Source organism: Ketobacter sp., from assembly GCF_003671495.1.
GTDB lineage: Bacteria > Pseudomonadota > Gammaproteobacteria > Pseudomonadales > Ketobacteraceae > Ketobacter.
This window is the reverse complement of record NZ_RCHN01000043.1, coordinates 54351-75099: the sequence shown is the minus strand read 5'-3', so window position 1 is coordinate 75099 and position 20749 is coordinate 54351. Positions and strand designations below refer to the sequence as shown.

General features: G+C 58.8%; 14 protein-coding genes and 1 pseudogene. 12 read left to right on the top strand and 3 right to left on the bottom strand.

The annotated features are described in order from the left end of the window. Window positions 1–219 precede the first annotated feature (219 nt). From D9N14_RS19465 to D9N14_RS19445, 5 genes are all read left to right on the top strand, one after another. Entirely contained in the window at window positions 220–1362 is a 1143-nt protein-coding gene (locus tag D9N14_RS19465) for an acyl-CoA dehydrogenase family protein (RefSeq protein WP_290582880.1), read from the top strand. 134 nt (window positions 1363–1496) lie between these two features. After that, window positions 1497–1886: a hypothetical protein gene (locus tag D9N14_RS19460; protein WP_290582878.1), complete on the top strand. Its 390-nt coding sequence runs from the start codon at window positions 1497–1499 to the stop codon at window positions 1884–1886. Window positions 1887–1949: 63 nt separating this feature from the next. Beyond that, window positions 1950–3317, top strand: coding sequence for a TolC family protein (locus tag D9N14_RS19455; RefSeq protein ID WP_290582876.1), 1368 nt, complete (start codon window positions 1950–1952; stop codon window positions 3315–3317). Then, entirely contained in the window at window positions 3310–4836 is a 1527-nt protein-coding gene (locus D9N14_RS19450; RefSeq protein ID WP_290582874.1) for an efflux RND transporter periplasmic adaptor subunit, read from the top strand. Before D9N14_RS19455 ends, D9N14_RS19450 begins: the two co-directional genes overlap by 8 nt. Then, window positions 4829–7951 (top strand): efflux RND transporter permease subunit, encoded by a 3123-nt coding sequence (locus D9N14_RS19445; RefSeq protein WP_290582872.1) that lies wholly within the window; start codon window positions 4829–4831, stop codon window positions 7949–7951. Before D9N14_RS19450 ends, D9N14_RS19445 begins: the two co-directional genes overlap by 8 nt. A 59-nt stretch (window positions 7952–8010) precedes the next feature. Here D9N14_RS19445 and D9N14_RS19440 read toward each other — a convergent pair whose 3' ends face one another. From D9N14_RS19440 to D9N14_RS19430, 3 genes are all read right to left on the bottom strand, one after another. Continuing rightward, window positions 8011–8637 carry a hypothetical protein gene (locus tag D9N14_RS19440; protein WP_290582870.1) on the bottom strand — a complete coding sequence of 209 codons (627 nt, stop codon included), beginning with the start codon at window positions 8635–8637 and terminating at the stop codon, window positions 8011–8013. A 15-nt stretch (window positions 8638–8652) separates the two neighbouring features. Then, window positions 8653–9936 (bottom strand): ammonium transporter, encoded by a 1284-nt coding sequence (locus tag D9N14_RS19435; protein WP_290582868.1) that lies wholly within the window; start codon window positions 9934–9936, stop codon window positions 8653–8655. A gap of 291 nt (window positions 9937–10227) precedes the next feature. Continuing rightward, window positions 10228–10746: a MarR family winged helix-turn-helix transcriptional regulator gene (locus D9N14_RS19430; RefSeq protein ID WP_290582866.1), complete on the bottom strand. Its 519-nt coding sequence runs from the start codon at window positions 10744–10746 to the stop codon at window positions 10228–10230. Between the two features lie 397 nt (window positions 10747–11143). On the opposite strand from D9N14_RS19430, the pseudogene ectA reads away from it, so the two are divergent. From ectA to D9N14_RS19395, 7 genes and pseudogenes are all read left to right on the top strand, one after another. Continuing rightward, window positions 11144–11635 (top strand): annotated as a pseudogene (gene ectA / locus D9N14_RS19425) (diaminobutyrate acetyltransferase); the annotation flags it as partial. 75 nt (window positions 11636–11710) lie between these two features. Continuing rightward, window positions 11711–13018: a diaminobutyrate--2-oxoglutarate transaminase gene (ectB, locus tag D9N14_RS19420; protein ID WP_290583117.1), complete on the top strand. Its 1308-nt coding sequence runs from the start codon at window positions 11711–11713 to the stop codon at window positions 13016–13018. 55 nt (window positions 13019–13073) lie between these two features. Beyond that, window positions 13074–13478 carry an ectoine synthase gene (locus tag D9N14_RS19415; protein WP_290582864.1) on the top strand — a complete coding sequence of 135 codons (405 nt, stop codon included), beginning with the start codon at window positions 13074–13076 and terminating at the stop codon, window positions 13476–13478. Between the two features lie 6 nt (window positions 13479–13484). Continuing rightward, entirely contained in the window at window positions 13485–14927 is a 1443-nt protein-coding gene (locus D9N14_RS19410; protein ID WP_290582862.1) for an aspartate kinase, read from the top strand. 31 nt (window positions 14928–14958) lie between these two features. Continuing rightward, window positions 14959–16389: a sodium/proline symporter gene (locus tag D9N14_RS19405; protein ID WP_290582860.1), complete on the top strand. Its 1431-nt coding sequence runs from the start codon at window positions 14959–14961 to the stop codon at window positions 16387–16389. A gap of 142 nt (window positions 16390–16531) precedes the next feature. Further along, entirely contained in the window at window positions 16532–17596 is a 1065-nt protein-coding gene (locus tag D9N14_RS19400; RefSeq protein ID WP_290582858.1) for an efflux RND transporter periplasmic adaptor subunit, read from the top strand. 1 nt (window position 17597) lies between these two features. Next, window positions 17598–20705, top strand: a complete 3108-nt coding sequence (locus D9N14_RS19395; RefSeq protein ID WP_290582856.1) for an efflux RND transporter permease subunit — start codon at window positions 17598–17600, stop codon at window positions 20703–20705. Window positions 20706–20749 lie beyond the last annotated feature (44 nt).

Genomic DNA, 20749 nt, shown 5'->3' with positions numbered 1-20749 from the left:
ATAGGTAAGTATAGTGGGCAGAATCCCTAAGTAAACGGCTAAAATTTACGTATTTGGCCAATTTGGGTCCGTTATTGCTAATTAAATGGCTTCATTGATCATTGAGGGATGGCGTCGCTTGGTCCACACTTTTAACCCTTGTGCAGCCCAATCTGCAGCTTGCCCCGATCCGTTGCTGGATCGGGGTTTTTATCCTTCATCACCTGGAAGAGGCCTCTCATGAGCGAGCAAAACGAAGAATTGGATCTGTTTCGTGACATGGTTCTGCGGTTCCTGGAGCAGGAAATCGAACCCCATTTTGAAGAGTGGGAAAAGAACCATATGATGCCCCGCGAGGTGTGGAACACCATGGGGGCCGCCGGCCTGCTGCTGGTGGACATGCCGGAAGAATACGGCTCCGCCGGTGCCAGCTTCGATGTCACCCAGATGATCATGTGGGAGATGTCCCGCCTGGGTTATGCCGGCCTGGCCACCGGTTACAACATCCACGCCAACATCTGTGCGCCCTACATCAACAACATCGGTACCGAAGCGCAAAAAGCCAAGTGGTTGCCGAAAATGGTGAGTGGTGAGGTGGTGTCCGCCATCGGCATGACTGAGCCTGGTGCCGGCAGTGACCTGGCAGCCTTGCGTACCACCGCGGTGAAAGACGGTGATGAGTATGTGCTGAACGGCTCCAAGGTGTTCATCACCAACGGCATCCACGCCGACCTGGTGATTGTCTGTGCCAAGACCGACCCCAAAGCCGGGGCCAAGGGTATCTCCCTGTTCCTGGTGGACACCTCCCTGCCCGGCTATTCCACCGGCAAGAAGATCGAGAAAATCGGTCAGCATTCCAGCGACACCGCCGAGTTGTTTTTCAGCGATTTGCGGGTGCCGGCGGATGCGCTCCTGGGTGAAGAAGGCAAGGGTTTTGTTTACCTGATGGAAGAGCTGCCCCGGGAGCGTCTGGGTTGTTCCACCCAGGCGGTAGGTGCAGCCCAGGGTGCCCTGGATCTGGCTGCCGCCTATGTGCAGGAACGGCAGGCGTTCGGTCAGCCCATTGCCAAATTCCAGAATACCCGCTTCAAGCTGGCGGACGTGAAAACCGACATCGAGCTGAGCCTGGCCTTGCTGGAAAAGAACATCGCAAAATTCAAGCAGGGCAAAATGACGGTGGACGATGCAGCGGTCCTGAAACTGGCCACCACCGAAATGCAGTTGCGGGCGGTGAACGATTGCCTGCAGATGTTCGGCGGTTACGGCTACACGGTGGAGTATCCCATCTCCCGCTTTTATGTCGATGCCCGTATCCAGACCATCTATGCCGGCTCTTCCGAGATCATGAAAGAGGTGATCTCCCGCGGCATTGTGGGCCGTTAAGGCCGCAGTAGCTGCTGGCGGCAGTGGGTTGCAGAGTGTCCCGTTTGTCTTCGGGCTTTTAGAAGAGGAGGGGATGCTCTATGATGAAAGACATGACTGTTTTTGTGGGCTGACCCATGCCGGGATATTCCTCTGTGACATACCTGATCCGGTTCACCCTGATGCTGTTCGGCATCTGGGGAGCCGGTGCGTTGTTGAGCACAGCCCAGGCAGCAAACTGTCATGAGGCCAAAACCGGACATCAAACCCAAGTCGGGCAGGTTGTGCATGACGTTCACGCCGAGCAGGTTGACGCCGTGCCATCACCGCCGCTGCGGCATCAGGCTGTCCGCGCTGAACAGGATTGCTGTGCCCCCGGTGCCTGTCACTGCCCGGCCGCGACCTGTGGAGCCGGGCACGGTGTGCCGTTGGCGGCACCGTTGACCTTCGCCCTGTTCGGTGCCACGGAACGCATCCACTTTACCCACCAAGTTTATTCCCTGCTTCCCCCCTCTCTGCCCAAGAAACCGCCGATGGCGGCCTGACCCAGGATAAATCCGTCTGCCCGATGGGTTCGGGCGTACCGTTTAACTTGAGTCGGGGCCGTTATGAAACCGCCGTATTTTCAAATCTGTCAACGCACGGTGTTGGTGTGCAGCCTGTTGGCCAGCCTTACTGTGCAAGCACAAATCCTGTCATTGGACGAGGCGGTGAGCCTGGCCCGGGAGCAGGATGCCTGGCTCCAGGGGAGCCGTCATGCCCAGCGCGCCATGGAGGACATGAGCGTGGCGTCCGGAACCTTGCCGGATCCGAAGGTCAGTCTCGCCTTCGCCAATTTACCCACCAACACCTGGGATTTTGATCAGGAACCCATGACCCAGTTCAAGGTGGGCATCAGCCAGATGTTTCCCCGCGGTGAGCAGCGGGCATTGAAGCGCAAGCAACTGCAACTGCGCAGTCAGGTGATGCCGTTTGAACGCCAGGAGCGGGCGGCGCAGATCCAGCAGCAGGTGAGCCACCTGTGGTTGGAGACCTGGAAAAGCCAGGCCACCATCGAGCTGATCGAGCGTAACCGTTACCTGTTTGAGCAGATGTCCGCCATCACCCAAAGCAGTTATTCCTCCGCCTTGGGCCGCACCCGCCAGCAGGATCTGATTCGGGCCCAGTTGGAGCTCACCCGCATCGACGACCGTCTGACCCAGCTGCAGCAGCAACGGGACACGGGCCTGGCCAGCCTGGGGCAATGGCTCGGGCAGGTGGAGGATGTACAGGTGCGGCGGCCGCAGGTACAGCTGCCTTCATCAGAGCCCGAGACTCTGCCGCAGATCGCCCTGGTGGCGCCGGCTTCTGTGCTGGAAAACGATGTGGACTGGCAGGCATTGACGCCTTATTTCCTGCAACACCCCTCGGTGCGAATGTTGGAACAGCAGATCGTGGCTACCGCGACGGATGTGGATCTGGCCCGACAAAAATATCAGCCGGAATGGGGTTTAAACGCCAGCTACGGCTATCGTGAGGATGATCCCATGGGCAATCCGCGGGCGGATTTTTTCTCCGTGGGGGTGTCCTTTGATCTGCCGGTGTTCACCGGTAATCGCCAGGACCGTGAAGTGTCCGCCGCGGTGGCGAAGGTGGAATCCATCAAAACCCAGAAGTGGCTGCGCCTGAAAGCCCTGCTGGCGGAGTTTGAAGCCGCCCGGGCTCAGTGGTTGCGCCTGGGGCAGCGTCATCGGCTCTATCAGGAGACTCTGCTGCCCCAGATTCATGAGCAGGCGGAAGCCGCGCTCACCGCCTATACCAACGATAACGGCGACTTTGCCGAAGTCATGCGGGCACGCATTGCGGAACTCAATGGCGAAATCGATGCCTTGGCCATTGCCGTGCAACAACAGCAGACCGCAGCCCAATTGAATTATCTGTTTACTGCGGTGGATTCTGAATATGACTCCGCACAGGGAGGGACTGAGCATGAATAAAGTCGCATTAGTGCCTGCCGTATTGGCCGGTGTGGTGGTTGGTGTTGTGGCGGGGGCCGCCCTGACCTGGTTGCTGGTGCCACAGCTTGGTCTGTCGGGGGCAGGCAACCAGAGCAGTGAACCGCAGCCGTTGTACTGGGTGGCGCCCATGGACCCCAACTACCGCCGCGATAAACCGGGCAAGTCCCCCATGGGGATGGACCTGATTCCGGTCTACGCAGAGGATGAAGCTGGTCAGGGCGAAGGTCCGGGCACCATCACCATTTCCCCCGAGGTGGTGAACAACCTGGGAGTGCGCACCGCCACCGCCCACAGCGGAGTGCTGCTCACCGAAATTCACACCGTGGGCTATGTGCAATACAACCAGGACAAACTGATCCATGTGCATCCACGGGTGCAGGGGTGGGTGGAAAAACTGTATGTGAAAGCCGAAGGGGATCCGGTGGCGAAAGACCAGCCCCTCTACGATTTATATTCGCCGGAGCTGGTGAATGCCCAGGAAGAGTATCTGCTGGCCCTGGAGCGCAACAACCAGCGCCTGATCAGTGCCGCCCATGACCGCCTCAAGGCGCTGCAGATCAACGAGGCCACCATCAGGCAGTTGCGTGAACGGCGTCGGGTCAGCCAGACCATCACCCTGTACTCGCCGCAAAAAGGGGTGGTGGACAATCTCAATATCCGCGAAGGCTTTTTTATCCAGCCCGGCACCACGGTGATGTCCATCGGTGCCCTGGATGAAGTCTGGGTGGAGGCGGAGGTGTTTGAGCGCCAGGCCTCCCTGGTGCAGGTGGGGGCAGAGGTCACCATGACCCTGGATTATCTGCCCGGGCGCAGCTGGAGCGGCAAGGTGGACTACGTGTATCCCACCCTGGACAAGCAGACCCGCACCATCAAACTGCGGATGCGGTTTGCCAATCCGGATGCCGCCCTCAAACCCAATATGTTCGCCCAGGTGATGATTCATGCCCGCACCGACAGCAGCAATGTGTTGATTCCCCGGGAAGCCCTGATCCGCACCGGTAAGAGCGACCGGGTGGTACTGGCCCTGGGGGGTGGCCGCTTCAAATCCATCGAGGTCAAAGTGGGGCGCATGGCAGAGGAGCGGGTGGAAATCCTGGAAGGGCTGGCCCCCGGCGAAACCGTGGTGACTGCAGCCCAGTTCCTGCTGGATTCGGAATCCTCGAAAACCTCTGACTTCAAACGCATGCATCACGAAGAACCGCCGTCTACTGATGCGGAGGCGGACCGACGTGCTGATGTGATGGGCGTCATCAATGGGGTGGATGTGGATAACCGCGTGCTGAATATTTCCCGCGAGGCCATTCCCAAATGGGGGCGGGAGGCGGCCACCATGGACTTTGACGTGGCGCAGTCGGTGGACATGACGGCCCTCAGGCCCGGTATGCAGATTCATTTCGAGTTTGAAATTACACCGGACTGGTCGTTTGTGGTGACCCAAGTGCATGTGTTGGAGCAGGGGACGCAGCAGGGGACGCAGCAGGAGAGCAGCCATGATTGAAGCCATCATTCGCTGGTCGGTGTTCAATCGGTTTTTTGTGCTGCTGGCCACGCTCATCATCCTGGGCATGGGGGCCTATGCGCTGAAGCACACGCCGGTGGATGCCATACCGGATCTGTCCGACGTGCAGGTGATCATCAAAACCAGTTATCCCGGTCAGGCGCCCCAGGTGGTGGAGGACCAGGTCACCTATCCATTGACCACGGCCATGTTGTCGGTGCCCGGTGCCGTGACGGTGCGGGGCTATTCCTTTTTCGGTGATTCCTATGTGTATGTGATCTTTGATGAGAACACGGATCTGTATTGGGCCCGCAGCCGGGTGCTGGAATACCTGAGCCAGGTGGCCCCCAATCTGCCCGCCAATGCCAATCCACAATTGGGCCCGGATGCCACCGGCGTGGGCTGGATCTATTTGTACGCCCTGGTGGATCGCAGCGGTCGCCACGACATCAGCCAGTTGCGCACGATTCAGGATTGGTTTTTGAAATTCGAACTGCAGACGGTGCCCGGTGTGTCGGAAGTGGCGTCCGTGGGCGGCATGGTGAAGCAGTATCAGGTGAAGGTGAACCCGGACAAGCTGCGGGCGTTCGCCATTCCCCTGGCGCACATTCAAAACGCCATCCGTCAGGGCAACCAGGAGGTGGGGGCGTCCGTGGTGGAAATGGCGGAAGCGGAGTATATGGTGCGCGCCACCGGCTACGTGCAAAGTGCCCAGGATCTGGAAAACATTCCCCTGGGCGTGAATCAGAATGGCACGCCCCTGTTGCTGAAAGACGTGGCGGAAGTGGCCCTGGGACCGCAGATGCGACGGGGCATTGCAGAACTTAATGGTGAGGGTGAAACCGTTGGCGGTGTGGTGGTGATGCGCTTTGGTGAAAACGCCCAGAAAACCATTGACGGGGTGAAGGCCAAACTGGAGCAGTTGCAACAGGGGCTGCCCGATGGTGTGGAGCTGGTGACGGTCTATGACCGCTCTGCCCTGATTGCCCGGGCGGTGGAAAACCTGTGGCATAAACTGGGGGAAGAGCTGCTGATGGTGGCGCTGGTGTGCATTGTGTTTTTACTGCATGTGCGTTCCTCCCTGGTGGCCATCATCAGTTTGCCGGTGGGCATACTGGTGGCTTTTATCATCATGTACTGGCAGGGCCTGAACGCCAACATCATGTCACTGGGGGGCATAGCCATTGCCATCGGTGCCATGATTGACGGTGCCATCGTGTTGATCGAGAACATGCACAAGCATATGGAGCGCACGCCGTTGACGCCACAAAACCGCTGGCAGGTGGTGGCGGATTCTGCTGCGGAAGTGGGGCCGGCGTTGTTCTTCAGTTTGTTGATCATCACCGTCAGTTTTATTCCGGTGTTCACCCTGGAGGCACAGGAAGGGCGTATGTTTGCGCCTCTGGCGTTTACCAAAACCTATGCCATGGCGGCTGCGGCGGCGTTGGCCATAACCCTGGTGCCGGTGCTGATGGGCTATTTCATCCGTGGCAAGGTGATTGCCGAAAAGCGCAACCCCATCAACCGGCTGTTGATTGCCTGCTACCGGCCGGTGATCCGCGTGTTGCTGCGGTTTCCGGTGAGCACCGCGTTGGTGGCGCTGCTGGTAACGCTGTTGGGCATTATTCCCCTGCGCCAGATTGGCAGTGAATTCATGCCTCCCCTGGATGAGGGGGATTTGATGTACATGCCCACCACCTATCCGGGCATTTCCATCGGCAAGGCGCGGGAACTGTTGCAGCAAACCGATAAGCTGATTCGCAGCGTGCCGGAAGTGGAGAACGTGTTCGGTAAGGTGGGCCGGGCGGAAACCGCCACCGATCCGGCACCGCTCACCATGATCGAGACCTTTATTCAGTTGAAGCCGCGGGATCAGTGGCGGCCGGGTGTCACCACCGATTCCCTGAAAAAAGAACTGGATGGTCTGGTGCAGTTGCCGGGCCTGACCAATGCCTGGGTGATGCCCATCAAAACCCGCATCGACATGCTGGCCACCGGCATCAAAACCCCGGTGGGCATCAAGGTGGCGGGACCGGATCTGGATGTGATCCAAGGCATCGGACAGCGTCTGGAAATCCTGCTCAAGGACGTGCCTGGCACGGCCTCGGTGTATTCCGAGCGGGTGGCCGGTGGCCGCTACATCAAAGTGGACATCCAGCGTGAGCAGGCCGCCCGCTACGGCCTCAACGTGGCGGATATCCAGCAGGTGGTGGCCACCGCAGTGGGGGGCATGAACGTGGCGCAAACGGTGGAGGGCCTGGAGCGTTACCCCATCAACCTGCGTTACCCCCAGGACTATCGGGACAGCCCGGAGAAACTGGCCCTGCTGCCCATCGTCACTCCCAGCGCCCAGCTGGTGACCCTGGGGGACGTGGCCCGGGTTTATATTGAGCAGGGGCCGCCGGGGATCAAAAGCGAGAATGCCCGCCTCAATGGCTGGACCTTTATCGATATCGACAACGTGGATGTGGGCCGTTACGTGGAGCGGGCACAGGCGCGGGTGAAAACCGAGTTGGACCTGCCCGCCGGCTATTCCATTACCTGGGCGGGGCAATACGAATACATGCAGCGGGCCAAGCAGAAGATGACCTATGTGGTGCCGTTGACCTTCATGCTGATTGTGGTGTTGCTGTACATGAATTTCCGCAGCTTCGCCGAGGTGACCATGATCATCGTCACCCTGCCCTTGGCCATGGTGGGGGGCGTAGTGCTGATGTGGTATGAGGGCTTCAATTTTTCTGTGGCCACGGCGGTGGGGTTCATCGCATTGGCGGGGGTGGCGGCAGAAACCGGCGTGATCATGCTGCAATACCTGAAGCAGTCGTATGCGGAATTGAAGCGCGGGCCGGAGTCGGGCATCCACGATCCTTCGGCACTGCAGGCGGCGGTGGTGGAGGGGGCCAGTCTGCGGGTGCGCCCGGTGATGATGACCGCCATTGCCACCATCGTGGGCCTGATTCCGGTGATGTACGGCTCCGGTACCGGCTCAGAAGTGATGAGCCGGATCGCCGCGCCCATGGTGGGGGGTATGATCACCGCGGTGTTGCTGACTCTGTTGGTGTTGCCGGTGTTGTATTTTCTGTGGCTGCGCTGGTTTGCTGAACGTGCGGCCTGAAAAAAAGGGCTGGCAGCAGCCAGCCCTTCAAATGTCGGCACCGTGGTGCCGAAAACCGGTTAGATAAAATAAACCGGGGGCGTAATGTGCGCCTCGGGGATGTTATTGGTTTTTTGTAATGCGGTATTCAGCATCTGGTCGGTTTTCACCGGGCCGTACAGATGACAGCTTTCCACGTAACCCAGATTGAACAGTTTGCGCAATAAACCCAGCTCGGCGCGGTTGGGCATGGCTTTGGGGCCACCGCGCAACCACTCCATCACGTTGCGAATGCTGGTGGAGTCGTACTGATTCTGGGCCTGGATGCCATCGAACTGGGCCTTGGTGATTTTCATCCGGTCTGCCGGCTTGGCCAGCGCGGTGAATTCATCCTGCAGCGCCTGATAGACCACCAATCCGTTCTTGTCGATCACTTCTGTGGCGTCTGGCTCCAGGGCGCTGGCGCGCTCCGGGCGGCTGGCGCCGGCGGCGGACATGGTCGCCCGCGACAGTTCCCGGAACAATTGGCCCTTCTTGATGGGGATGCTGTATTTGCTGTACAGCTCATCGAGAAAGGCGCTGACACCGAACTGCGGGCGGGTGGAATATTTTTCTTCCCAGAAGGTCATGACCTCGTCCCGAACCCCTTTGTCCAGGTTGGCCGCCAGAACATTCAGAAAAGCATGCTTTCGATCCTTGAGCGACATGGCTCACCTCCTTTCTTATTTGTAGCTTTGGGTGAGTTGATGGAATTCGGGATAACCCACTTCGTGATGCTCGGTGAAGTCCAGGCCCCGCTGTTCGTGCTCGCTGTCCACGCGCATGCCCACGGCCAGGTTGATCAGGTGGAATAGCACCAGGCTGCCGAAGAAGGCCCAGGCGAATCCGGCACCGATGCCCACCAGCTGGGTCAGCATGCGGTCAATGTTGTAGAGGTCGCCCTGATAGAACATACCCGCCGCCAGGGTGCCCCAGGCGCCGCCGATACCGTGTACTGGAATTGCACCTACAACGTCGTCGATTTTGAAGCGCAGCAGCAGGTGGACGCTGGGAATCACCAGCATGCCGCCGATGAAACCGGTGAGTACGGCAAATTGCGGGTCCATGGTGGCGCAGCCGGCGGTGATGCCCACCAGTCCGGCCAGGGCACCGTTCACGCAGGAGGTGAGCAGAATGGGCTGACGGGCCAGAATGGCGAACACCACCGTACCCACGGCGCCAGCGCAGGCGGCCAAGTGAGTGTTGAGGGCGATGGTGCCGAGGTTTTCAGAGGCTTCCAGGGTGGAGCCGGCGTTGAAACCGAACCAACCCATCCACAGGATGAAGCCCCCCAGCGCCACCAGGGAAAGATTGTGACCGGGGATCTCGCGGGGCGCGCCGGTGGTGCGATCAAAGCGACCCAGACGGGGGCCGATGACAATGGCCGCGGCCAGGGCACACCAGCCACCCACAGAATGCACTACAGTGGAACCGGCAAAATCCACAAAGCCTTTTTGCGCCAGCCAGCCGTCACCGTTCCACACCCAGGAGCCGTATATTGGATAGATGGCCGCAGTAACCACCACCGCGCAAATAATGTAGGCGGTGAACTTGGTGCGTTCGGCAATAGCACCGCTGACGATGGTGGCGGCGGTGGCGGCAAACATGGACTGGAACAGCAGCACGGTGTAGTCCTGATGAGAGGCGTCATTCATCATGAAATTGGACTCCCCGAACCAGCCGGTGCTGCTCTGGCCGAACATCAGGCCGTAACCCACGGTCCAGAACACCAGGCTGGCCAGGCACACGTCGATAAAATTCTTCATCATCACGTTGATGGAGTTTTTGGCCCGGGTGCTGCCGGATTCCAGCAGGGCGAAGCCCGCCTGCATGAAAAACACCAGCACGGACGCGGTGACGATCCAGAGAGTGTTCATATTGACGGTAATGGACTGCTCTCCTGCAAAAGCGCTACCGGAAATCGCAGACAATAAGAGTCCTGCGCATGACAGAATGATGCGTTTCACGGGCTGTTCCTCATTGAAAGTGTGACGGAGTTAAATTTAAAAGTGTCAACTACAGGTTTAGTAACCGGGGCAGAGCCGGTCAAGAATCAGGCAGTGGTGGGGCCGTCAGGGGGACTCAATAAAACACTGTCATCTACAGGGGCGCTTATTTGGTGCACAAAATAGGTTCGATTTTCAGTGGATTATTTAAGCTGCCTGATGATGGTGCAGTGCTGAGATAAATGTAGCTTTTTGTAATATCTCCACCCGTGGCAGAGCCTTGCGACGGGGGGTGGCCGGGATAACAGAGCGTTATTGTGCCGGTGTCTCCTGCGGGGTGTCCATGGTCTCCAGGGCGTCCACCCGATCCAGAGTGCCCACATCCAGCACCGGGGAGGCATCGATGTCCTGGGCATCCATCATTTCCGCCACCCGCTGCAGCGCCGAGATGATCATGGATTGCTCCCATTCCTTCAGGTTCAGAAACTCCCGGGTGAAGTGATCCTGCAGGGGCAGGGGGGCGGTTTTAAGCACTTCGTGGGCCGCCTCGGTGAGGTGGGCGTGGACCTTGCGCTTGTCCTCCTGGGAGCGTTGGCGATACACCAGCTCACGTTTTTCCAGGCGGTCCATGATGCTGGTGACCGTCGCCTGGCTCAGGCTGATGTCGTTGGCCAGCTCGCCGATGGAGGCCTGCCCCTTATCCCGAATGGCCTGCAACAACATGATCTGGGGGGCAGTCAATCCGGTGGTTTTGGCCAGATGCTTGGAATGGAGATCCGTGGCCCGGATCACCCGGCGCAGGGCAATCAGTACTGCTTCAATTTGGCTCAACGTCCATACCTTTCTTGTTAGTACCCTTTCTCATTAATACCGCGTTTCATTACGGGTCTTACTCGCCCATGCCCTTCTGTTGCCGGGTTGCCATCTGGTTCCACCCAGCCGGCAAGGCGCTCAGCCGGTCAAGTATACGTGGCGTGGGCGGCGGGGAACAATCAATGTGACGGTGTACGCGGATGTGCCCATGCATCCAACCCGTAGTGTTCAAAATACATGCCATGTCTGTGGCGGGCTGGACATTATATTTATTTTGAGTACAATGTATATCGTGTTTTTGAATCAAGCCAGTAATATGCCTTTAAAAGACAAATATACGATTGTCTCAGCCAGCCTTCTTGCTATTGCATCTCTAAATTATTTTGTATTCAAATAAATAGTAGCGTAATTACTTATGACTTCTCGAACTTCACGTCAGATGGATCTGCGCTTCCGCGCGCCCGATTCCCGGGATGGTGCGGACGTCCACCGCCTGATCAGCCAATGTCCACCTCTGGATACGAATTCCCAATACTGCAACCTGCTGCAGTGCACCCACTTTGCCGACACCTCCGTGGCGGTCCACCATGGCAGCGAGATGGTGGGCTTTATATCCGGATATCGGATTCCGGAGCGCCCGGACACCCTGTTTATCTGGCAGGTGGCGGTGAGTGCTGCCGCCCGCGGCCAGGGCCTGGCGGGGCGTATGGTGCAACACATCCTGGCGCGGCCCGCCTGTGCCGGTGTGCGCTATCTGGAAACCACCGTAACCCCGGACAATGACGCTTCCTGGGGCCTGTTTGAGGGGGTGGCCCGGCGCCTGGAAACTGAGTTGAGGCGAGCGGTGTTGTTTGATCGCGACCAGCATTTCCGCGGCGATCACGACAGCGAAATGTTAGCCCGCATTGGCCCATTCGAGCGCGATGCCTTACCGGACATCGAAACCCTGTCCAACGTTACCCAATTCACCGGAGCAAAAAACATGAAAATTTTTGAAGAAATCGAATCCGAAGTACAAAGTTATGCACGGTCCTTCCCCCGGGTATTCAACAAGGCCCAGGGTGAGTATCTGTTCGATGAGGAAGGCAACCGTTACCTGGATTTTCTGGCCGGAGCCGGCACACTGAACTACGGTCACAACCATCCGGTGTTCAAGGAAAAACTGATGGAATACATCCTGCGGGATGGCATCACCCACGGGCTGGACATGCACACCCGCGCCAAGGGTGAATTCCTGGAAAGCTTTAACGAGAAAATCCTCAAGCCCCGGGGGCTGGAGTACATGGTGCAGTTCACCGGGCCCACCGGCACCAATTCGGTGGAGGCGGCCATGAAGCTGGCCCGCAACGTCACCGGTCGTCATAACATCATCTCCTTCACCAACGGCTTTCATGGTGTCAGCCTGGGGGCGCTGGCGGCCACCGGCAATTCCCACCACCGTGGCGCCGCCGGTGTCAACCTGGGGGGCACCAGCCGCATTCCCTATGATGGCTACCTGGGTGAAGGTTTCGACACCACACACTATCTGGACAAAGTGCTGTCGGATTCCAGCAGCGGCATCGACAAGCCGGCGGCGGTCATTGTGGAAACCGTGCAGGGTGAGGGTGGCATCAACGCCGCCAGCATCGAATGGTTGCAGCACCTGGAGCAGGTCTGTCGCAAACACGATGTGCTGTTGATTGTGGATGATATCCAGGCCGGCTGTGGCCGCACCGGCACCTTCTTCAGCTTTGAAGAAGCCGGTATCCAGCCGGACATCGTCACCCTGTCCAAATCCCTCAGCGGTTACGGGCTGCCCTTCGCGGTGGTGCTGATCAAACCGGAACTGGATCAGTGGAAACCCGGTGAGCACAATGGCACCTTCCGCGGCAACAACCTGGCCTTTGTCACCGCCAAAGCCGCCATTGATCATTTCTGGTCGGATGACCGCTTCGCGCAGGAAATCCAGCGCAAGGGTGAATACATTCGCCAGCGCCTGGAGTCCATCGTGGAACAGTACGGCGAAGGCAACTTCACCAGCCGTGGGCGGGGCATGTTCCGTGGCATCAACTGTGTCAACGGAACCCTGGCGGAAAAAATCACCCGCAAAGCGTTTCGTAATGGTTTGGTGATCGAAACCAGTGGTGCCGACGATCAGGTGATCAAGTTTCTGGTGCCGCTGATCATTGGCGATGAATCCCTGAAACAGGGTATTGATATTGTGGAGCAGGCGATCAAGGAAGTCTGTGAAGAGGAAGGCCGGATTCCAAAAGAGCGTCAGTTCTATGTGGTGAAAAAGGCCGCCGGCTGAAGCCGCGGTTGTGCACAGCAAACAGTAGCGACTCAAACCGATAACAGGCATCAACATGATTGTTAGAACATTACAGGCGGCTGAAAACAGCAGCCGCAAAATCGTCGACCCCAAAGGTAACTGGGACAGCACCCGACTGCTGCTCAAAGACGACAACATGGGGTTTTCGTTTCACATCACCACCATTTACAAAGGTGCGGATTTCCAGATGCACTATCAGAATCATCTGGAGTCGGTGTTCTGCATGTCGGGCCGGGGCGAAGTGGAAACCCTGGCTGACGGCAAGAAGTACCCCATCGAGCCCGGCACCATTTATATCCTGGACCAACACGACCAGCATGTGTTGCGCGCCTTTGAGGAAATGAAAATGGCCTGTGTGTTCAATCCGCCGTTGACCGGCAAGGAAGTGCACAATGCCGCAGGGGCCTACGAGTTGGACGCTGAAAAAATAGAGGAATAATCTGCAATGTCTTTTCACAGTGTTGAGAAGATTGGCGGCACTTCAATGAGTCATTACGCCGCTGTTCGTGACAATATTATTCTGGGGCCCCAAGGTGGGGAGACGGAATACAATCGGGTGTTCGTGGTTTCGGCCTATGGTGGCGTGACCAACCAGCTGCTGGAGCACAAGAAAACCGGCCAGCCGGGGGTGTATGAGCTGTTTGCCCGCGGGGTCAGCGAAGAGGGCTGGCGGGATGCGCTGGTGGCGCTGAAGCAGCAATTACTGAGCATCAATGCCGAGCTGTTCACGCAGCAATGGATGCGGCAGGAAGCCAATGCCTTTGTGGTGCAGCGCCTGGATGACGCGGAACGCTGCCTGACGGATCTGGGGCGCCTGTGCCAGCACGGCCACTTTGCCCTGGATGCCCATCTGCATACCGTGCGGGAAATGCTGGCCAGTATCGGTGAGGCCCACAGCGCCTGGAACATGGCCAAACTGCTGCAGCAGGACGGGGTCAATGCCTGTTTTGTGGATCTTACCGGTTGGCGCGCAGAGCAACACATGTCCCTGGATGAACGCATTGAATCGGCGTTTCAGGGCATAGACCTGAGTCGCCAGCTGCCCATCGTCACCGGCTATGCGCACAGTGAGCAGGGCCTGATGTCGACCTTCGACCGTGGCTACAGTGAGATGACGTTCAGTCGGATTGCTGTGCTGACCGGTGCACGGGAAGCGGTGATCCATAAAGAATTTCATCTCAGCAGTGCCGATCCCCGTCTGGTGGGTGAGGCGAACGCGGTGCCCATCGGGCGCACCAACTACGATGTGGCGGATCAACTGGCCAACCTGGGCATGGAGGCGATTCATCCCAAGGCCGCCAAGGGATTGCGCAAACACAATATTCCCCTGCGGGTGAAAAACACCTTTGAGCCGGAACACGGTGGCACCCTCATTACCCGGGATTATGTCAGTGAGTCACCACGGGTGGAAATCATCGCTGGCTGTCGTGGTGTGTACGCCATCGAGGTGTTCGACCAGGATATGGCGGGCAACATCCACCAGGTGGACCGGGATACCCTGGCGGTGATCGATCGGTTTCATGGGCATATTGTTTCCAAGGATATCAACGCCAATACCATCACCCATTACCTGGCCACCAACCTGAAAACCGTCAAGCGCATCTGCACTGTACTGGAACAGCGCTTTGCCGATGCCGAGATCAAGCAGAAAAAGGTGGCAGTGGTCTCTGCCATCGGCAGTGATATGCAGGTGCCCGGAATGCTGGCGCAGACGGTGGCGGCCCTGGCGGAATGCAATATCAGCGTGTTGGCCATGCACCAGTCCATGCGTCAGGTGGACATGCAGTTCATTGTGGACGAGGATGACTACGAGGCGGCCATCAAAGCCTTGCACAGTCAGTTGGTGGAAGTTCACGATCACGGGCGGGCTATTTGCCTGGCGAGTTAACAGGGCCAACTGAACTCTGGGGAGTGTGCCGGTGGTGGTAACCAGTTTTCTGCTGTTTTTGGGGGTGTTTGTTGCCATCGGGCTGAGCTCGGTACGGCGCAGTCGTCACACCAAGCAGGACTATTACCTGGCCAGCAGCTCGGTACACCCGGCGCTGGTGGGTCTGTCGGCGGTGGCGACCAACAACAGCGGCTACATGTTCATTGGGGTGATCGGCTACACCTATGCCACCGGGCTCGCTGTCATCTGGATCATGCTGGGTTGGATTCTGGGGGATTTTCTGGCGTCCCTCTTCGTGCATCAGCGGTTGCGCCAGGCCACCCAGCGCAGTGGCGAAGTCAGTTACGCCGGTGTCCTGAGCCACTGGTACAAAGGCGCACCGGGTGCGCAGCGTCGTGACGGACTGCAGCGCCTGATCGGCGTGATATCGCTGGTGTTCCTGCTGGCGTATGCCAGCGCCCAACTGGTGGCCGGCAGCAAAGCCCTGCATGTCCTGTTCGACTGGCCGACGTGGGGGGGCGCCGTCATGGGGGCAACCCTGGTGCTGGCTTATTGCTGGGCCGGGGGCATTCGGGCCTCCATCTGGACCGATGCCGCTCAATCGGTGGTGATGATCACGGCCATGGGCGCGATGCTGTGGGTGGCCACTGCCGCCTTGGGGGGTGTATCGGAATCCCTGCATAGAATGTCCACCGTGGACGGCTTCCTGGATTGGTTTCCCAAAGACCTTGTCTTGCCGGGCTTGGCCGGTGGGGTGCTGTTTGCGATCAGTTGGTTGTTTGCCGGCATGTCGGTAATCGGTCAGCCGCACATTATGATTCGATTCATGGCATTGGATGATCCGCGGCGGATGCAGCGGGCGCGGCTTTGGTACTACCTGTGGTTCCTGGCGTTCTATGCGATGGCCACCGGGGTGGGCATGTTGTCGCGGGTTTACCTGGGTGATCCGGCGGCGTTCGATGCCGAACTTGCCCTGCCCACCATGGCGCAACAACTCTTTCCTCCGGTGCTGGTGGGGTTGATGCTGGCAGGCATTTTTGCAGCCACGCTGTCCACCGCCGACTCCCTGATTCTGAGTTGCTCTGCGGCGCTCACCCACGATGTGCTGCCGCAGCGCATTGAAAGCACCCGTGCCATCAAATGGGTGACAGCGTTGGTCTGTATGCTGGCACTGGCTTGGGCATTGCTGAATCGCGAGTCGGTGTTCAGTTTGGTGATCCTGGCCTGGTCAGCGTTGGCGAGTGCGTTTGCGCCTTTGCTGCTGGTGCTGTGTAGCGGCCGCCATCCAGGGCAAACACTTTCTATGATTGCGGTTATAGCGGGATTGGCGGTTTCATTGATCTGGCGTTTCGCCGGATTACACAGTTTTATGTATGAAGGTATGCCCGCTATCCTGGTGGGGCTGCTGATCCTGCTGGTGGGCCAGCGTCTGTGGCCTGACCGACGCCCCGCTTCTGTCTGACCTCTTCACTGACTGCTTCGCCAGTTATCCCATTCCGGTTATCTTGCCTTTCATCGAGACAGGATAAAAACCATTTAAACTAAATTCGTGGCATAGTGTCTGACACTGTATTCCCTGCGTTCCTGAAACTGGAGATCCGTTCATGCGGACTGTGCGTTGCCTTTGGCTGAGTGTTTCCTTGGTGCTGTTTTGCCTTTCATCCGGGCTGTCCTGGTCGGCCGTCGCAACGGTGGGTGTGGTGGTGAAACCGGTGACGGTGGAGCCCATTGCCGATCCGCTGGAAGCCCTGGGCACCCTGAAGGCCAACGAGTCCGTGGTGTTGACCGCCAATGTGGCGGAGATCATCCGCGCCATTCATTTTGAAAGCGGGCAGCGGGTGGCCAAGGGCGATGTGCTGGTGGAGTTGGATAGCTCTGAAGAACAGGCCGTGTTGCAGGAAGCCAAATACACCCTGAATGAAGCCCAGTCCCAACTGGATCGTATCAAAGCGGTGGCCAAGCGCGGAGATGCCTCCCAATCCCTGCTGGATGAGAAACAGCGTGAATTCTATGTGGCCCGGGCCCGTGTGGCGGCCATTGAATCGCGCCTTGAAAACCGACTGGTGCGGGCACCCTTTGCCGGCGTGGTGGGCTTGCGCAACCTGAGTCCGGGGGCTTATGTGTCCCCCGGCGATGCCATTACCACCCTGGTGGACGACCGGCGTATGAAACTGGATTTCAGCGTGCCTTCCCTGTTTCTGACCTCACTCAAACCCGGCGTGGCGATCCAGGCCACTGCCCGCGCCCTGAACAATGCAGTGTTTGAAGGGGTAGTTCAGTCAGTGGATAACCAGGTGGACCCGGTGTCCCGCTCGGTGACGGTGCGTGCCATCCTGGATAATGCGCAGGGTCAACTCAGGGCTGGCCTGCTGATGGAGGTGAAGCTCCTCAGCAACCCCCGCCAGGCCATGGTGATTCCGGAATCCGCGCTGGTACAGGAGCGCGACGAGCATTACGTGTTCGTGGTTGCCGGGTCCGGCGATGCGGCCCAGGCCCAGCGGCGCCGGGTTCATATTGGTACCCGTCTGCTGGGGCGGGTGGAAATTCTTGAGGGGTTGGCTCCGTCCGAGCCGGTGGTGGTGGACGGCAGCCTGAAGCTGCGGCAGGGCACACCGGTGGCCATTACAGAATCTTCACCGGCCTTCACCGCAACAAAAACAGGTCTTTGAGATGTTGATATCCGATCTGTCCATCAAGCGCCCGGTCTTTGCGTCGGTACTGTCCCTGTTGTTGATCGCTTTTGGCCTGGTGGCCTTTGAGCGGCTTACCCTGCGTGAATACCCCCGCATTGACCCGCCGGTGGTCACCATCAATACCGGTTATCGCGGTGCCGCGGCAGCGGTGGTGGAGACCCGCATCACCCAGATCATCGAAGAGCGTATCGCCGGGGTGGAGGGCATCAAGTATGTGGCATCAGTGAGCAATGACGGCAACTCCCGCATTACCATTGAATTCGACGTGGAGCGGGATATCGACGCGGCGGCCAACGACGTGCGGGACCGGGTGGCGGGCATCGCCAATGATCTGCCCCAGGAAGCCGACCCGCCGGAAGTGCGCAAGGAATCCGGCGATGATGATGTCATCATGTGGCTGAACCTGGTGGGAGAAGGCATGACGGTGCCGGAACTGTCCGACTACGCGGATCGTTATCTGGTGGACCGCTTTTCCACCCTCAATGGCGTCGGGCGGGTGCTGGTGGGCGGCGCCCAGCGTTACGCCATGCGGGTATGGCTGGACCGCAATCAATTGGCTGCCCGGGGCCTGACCGCCAATGATGTGGAGTCGGCCCTGCGGGCGGAAAACGTGGAGCTGCCTGCCGGCGCCATCGAAGGCGACACCCGCCAGCTGACGGTGCGGGTGCAGCGGGCGTTTGCCAATGAACAGGATTTTCGCAACCTGGTGCTGGCCCGCGGTGACAATGGCTATCTGGTGCGGTTGGGGGATGTAGCCAGGGTGGAGCGGGGCACCGAGGAAAGCCGCACCGTATTCCGCGGCAACGGTATTCCCCAGGTGGGCATTGGCATCATCAAGCAATCCACTGCCAACACCATTGAGGTCACCCGGGCCGCCAAAGCGGAGCGGGATCGGGTCAATGCGGTGTTGCCCTCGCATATGAGCCTGGAGCAAAGCTACGACTCCTCGGTGTTTGTGGAAGGCGCGGTGAACCAGGTGTATTCAACGCTGGCCATTGCCATCGGGCTGGTGGTGTTGATGATTTATTTGTTCCTGGGCAGCGCCCGGGCCATGCTGGTGCCCGCGGTGACCGTGCCGGTGTCCATTGTGGCCACCTTTGTGGCGCTGCTGATTTTTGGTTTCTCAGTGAATCTGTTGACGCTGCTGGCATTGGTGTTGGCCATCGGCCTGGTGGTGGATGATGCTGTGGTGGTGCTGGAAAACATCGTGCGCCGCATGCAGGAATACGGTGAGCCGCCGCTGCTGGCCGCCTATCGGGGCACCCGCCAGGTGGGCTTTGCCGTTATCGCCACGACCCTGGTGTTGGTGGCGGTGTTTGTGCCCATCGCTTTTTTGCAGGGGGATCTGGGCCGCCTGTTTTCCGAGTTTGCCCTGACCATGACGGCGGCGGTGTGTTTCTCCACGCTGATTGCACTGACCTTATCACCGATGCTGGCGTCGAAAGTGTTACAGGCCAACAGCGAGCACAGCCCGGTGGTGCGGCTGGTGGATTCGGTGTTTGACTGGCTCAAAACCGGCTACGGTCATTCCATTGAGTTCTGCATGCGGGCGCCCTGGGTGGTGGTGGTGGGTTTTATCCTGTTAATGCTGGCCAGCTATTCCCTGTTCAAGGCGATTCCTTCGGAGTATGCACCGCGGGAGGATCGAGGCGCGTTCTTCCTGCTGGTAAACGGTCCGGAAGGCGCCACCTTCGAGTACATGGAAAAGTACATGGATGAAATTGAGCGTCGCATGATGCCCTATGTAGAAAGCGGTGAGATCACCCGCCTGTTGGTGCGCACGCCGCGGGGATGGGGCAATGTGGCCAACTTCAATACCGGGGTGGTGATTGTGCTGCTGAACGACTGGAGCCAGCGCAGGGATGCCTTTGTCATCATCAACGAAGTGCGGCAGAAGATGGCGGATCTGCCCGGGGTAAATGCCTTCCCCATCATGCGGCAGGGTTTTGGCGGCGGTCTGCAAAAGCCGGTGCAGTTTGTGCTGGGCGGTGGCACCTACGAGGAGCTGGCCCAGTGGCGGGACATCCTGATGGAGAAAATCGAAGCGGATAATCCCGGGCTGGTGGGGATGGACTGGGATTACAAAGAGACCCAGCCCCAATTGAATGTGGTCATCGACTATAACCGGGCGGCGGACCTGGGGGTGTCGGTGGGCAATATGGGGCGCACTCTGGAAACCATGCTGGGCTCCCGCCGGGTCACCACCTACAACGACCAGGGTGAGGAATACGATGTGATCCTGGAAGGGGTGCGCGACAATCAGAGCACTCCCATCAGCCTGCAGAATATTTATGTGCGTTCCGAACGGCTGGACCAACTGGTGCCGCTGGCCAACCTGGTGCGGTTGGAAGAATTCGCCGGCGCCACCGCACTGAACCGCTACAACCGGGTGCGGGCCATCACCCTGGAGGCAAACCTGCAGGACAACCTGTCCCTGGGGGAGGCACTGGATTATCTGGAAGGGCTGGTGCGTGAGCATCTGCCCCCCAATGTGAACATCGACTACAAGGGCCAGTCCCGGGATTACCGGTTCTCCGGTGACAGCATCCTGTTTATTTTCCTGCTGGGCATCATGGTCACTTTCCTGGTGCTGGCGGCCCAGTTTGAAAGCTACGTGCATCCGTTCATCATCATGTTGACGGTGCCCCTGGCCATGTGTGGCGGCCTGTTTGGGCTCTACCTCACCGGCAGCTCCCTGAATATTTATTCCCAGATCGGGCTGATGATGCTGGTGGGGTTGGCGTCGAAAAACGGCATCCTGATCGTGGAGTTTGCCAATCAATTGCGCGATCAGGGCACCGAGTTCAAGCAGGCGATTCTGGAGGCCACCCAGGTGCGTTTCCGACCCATTCTGATCACCGGGATCACCACCGCCGCCGGTTCCATTCCCCTGATCACCTCCAGTGGGGCCGGTGCGGAAACCCGGCTGGTGATCGGCGTGGTGGTGTTGGCCGGCACCCTGGCAGCCACTCTGTTTACCTTGTTTGTGGTGCCGGTGGCTTATGAATTGTTGGCCCGTCGTACCGGTTCACCGGGGGACGTGGCCAGGAAACTGGAGGCTCAGGAGCGTCAACACCCCGGATGATCTGTTGGCGTACCGGCAGCCTGAAATTGAATTGAGCACTAAGC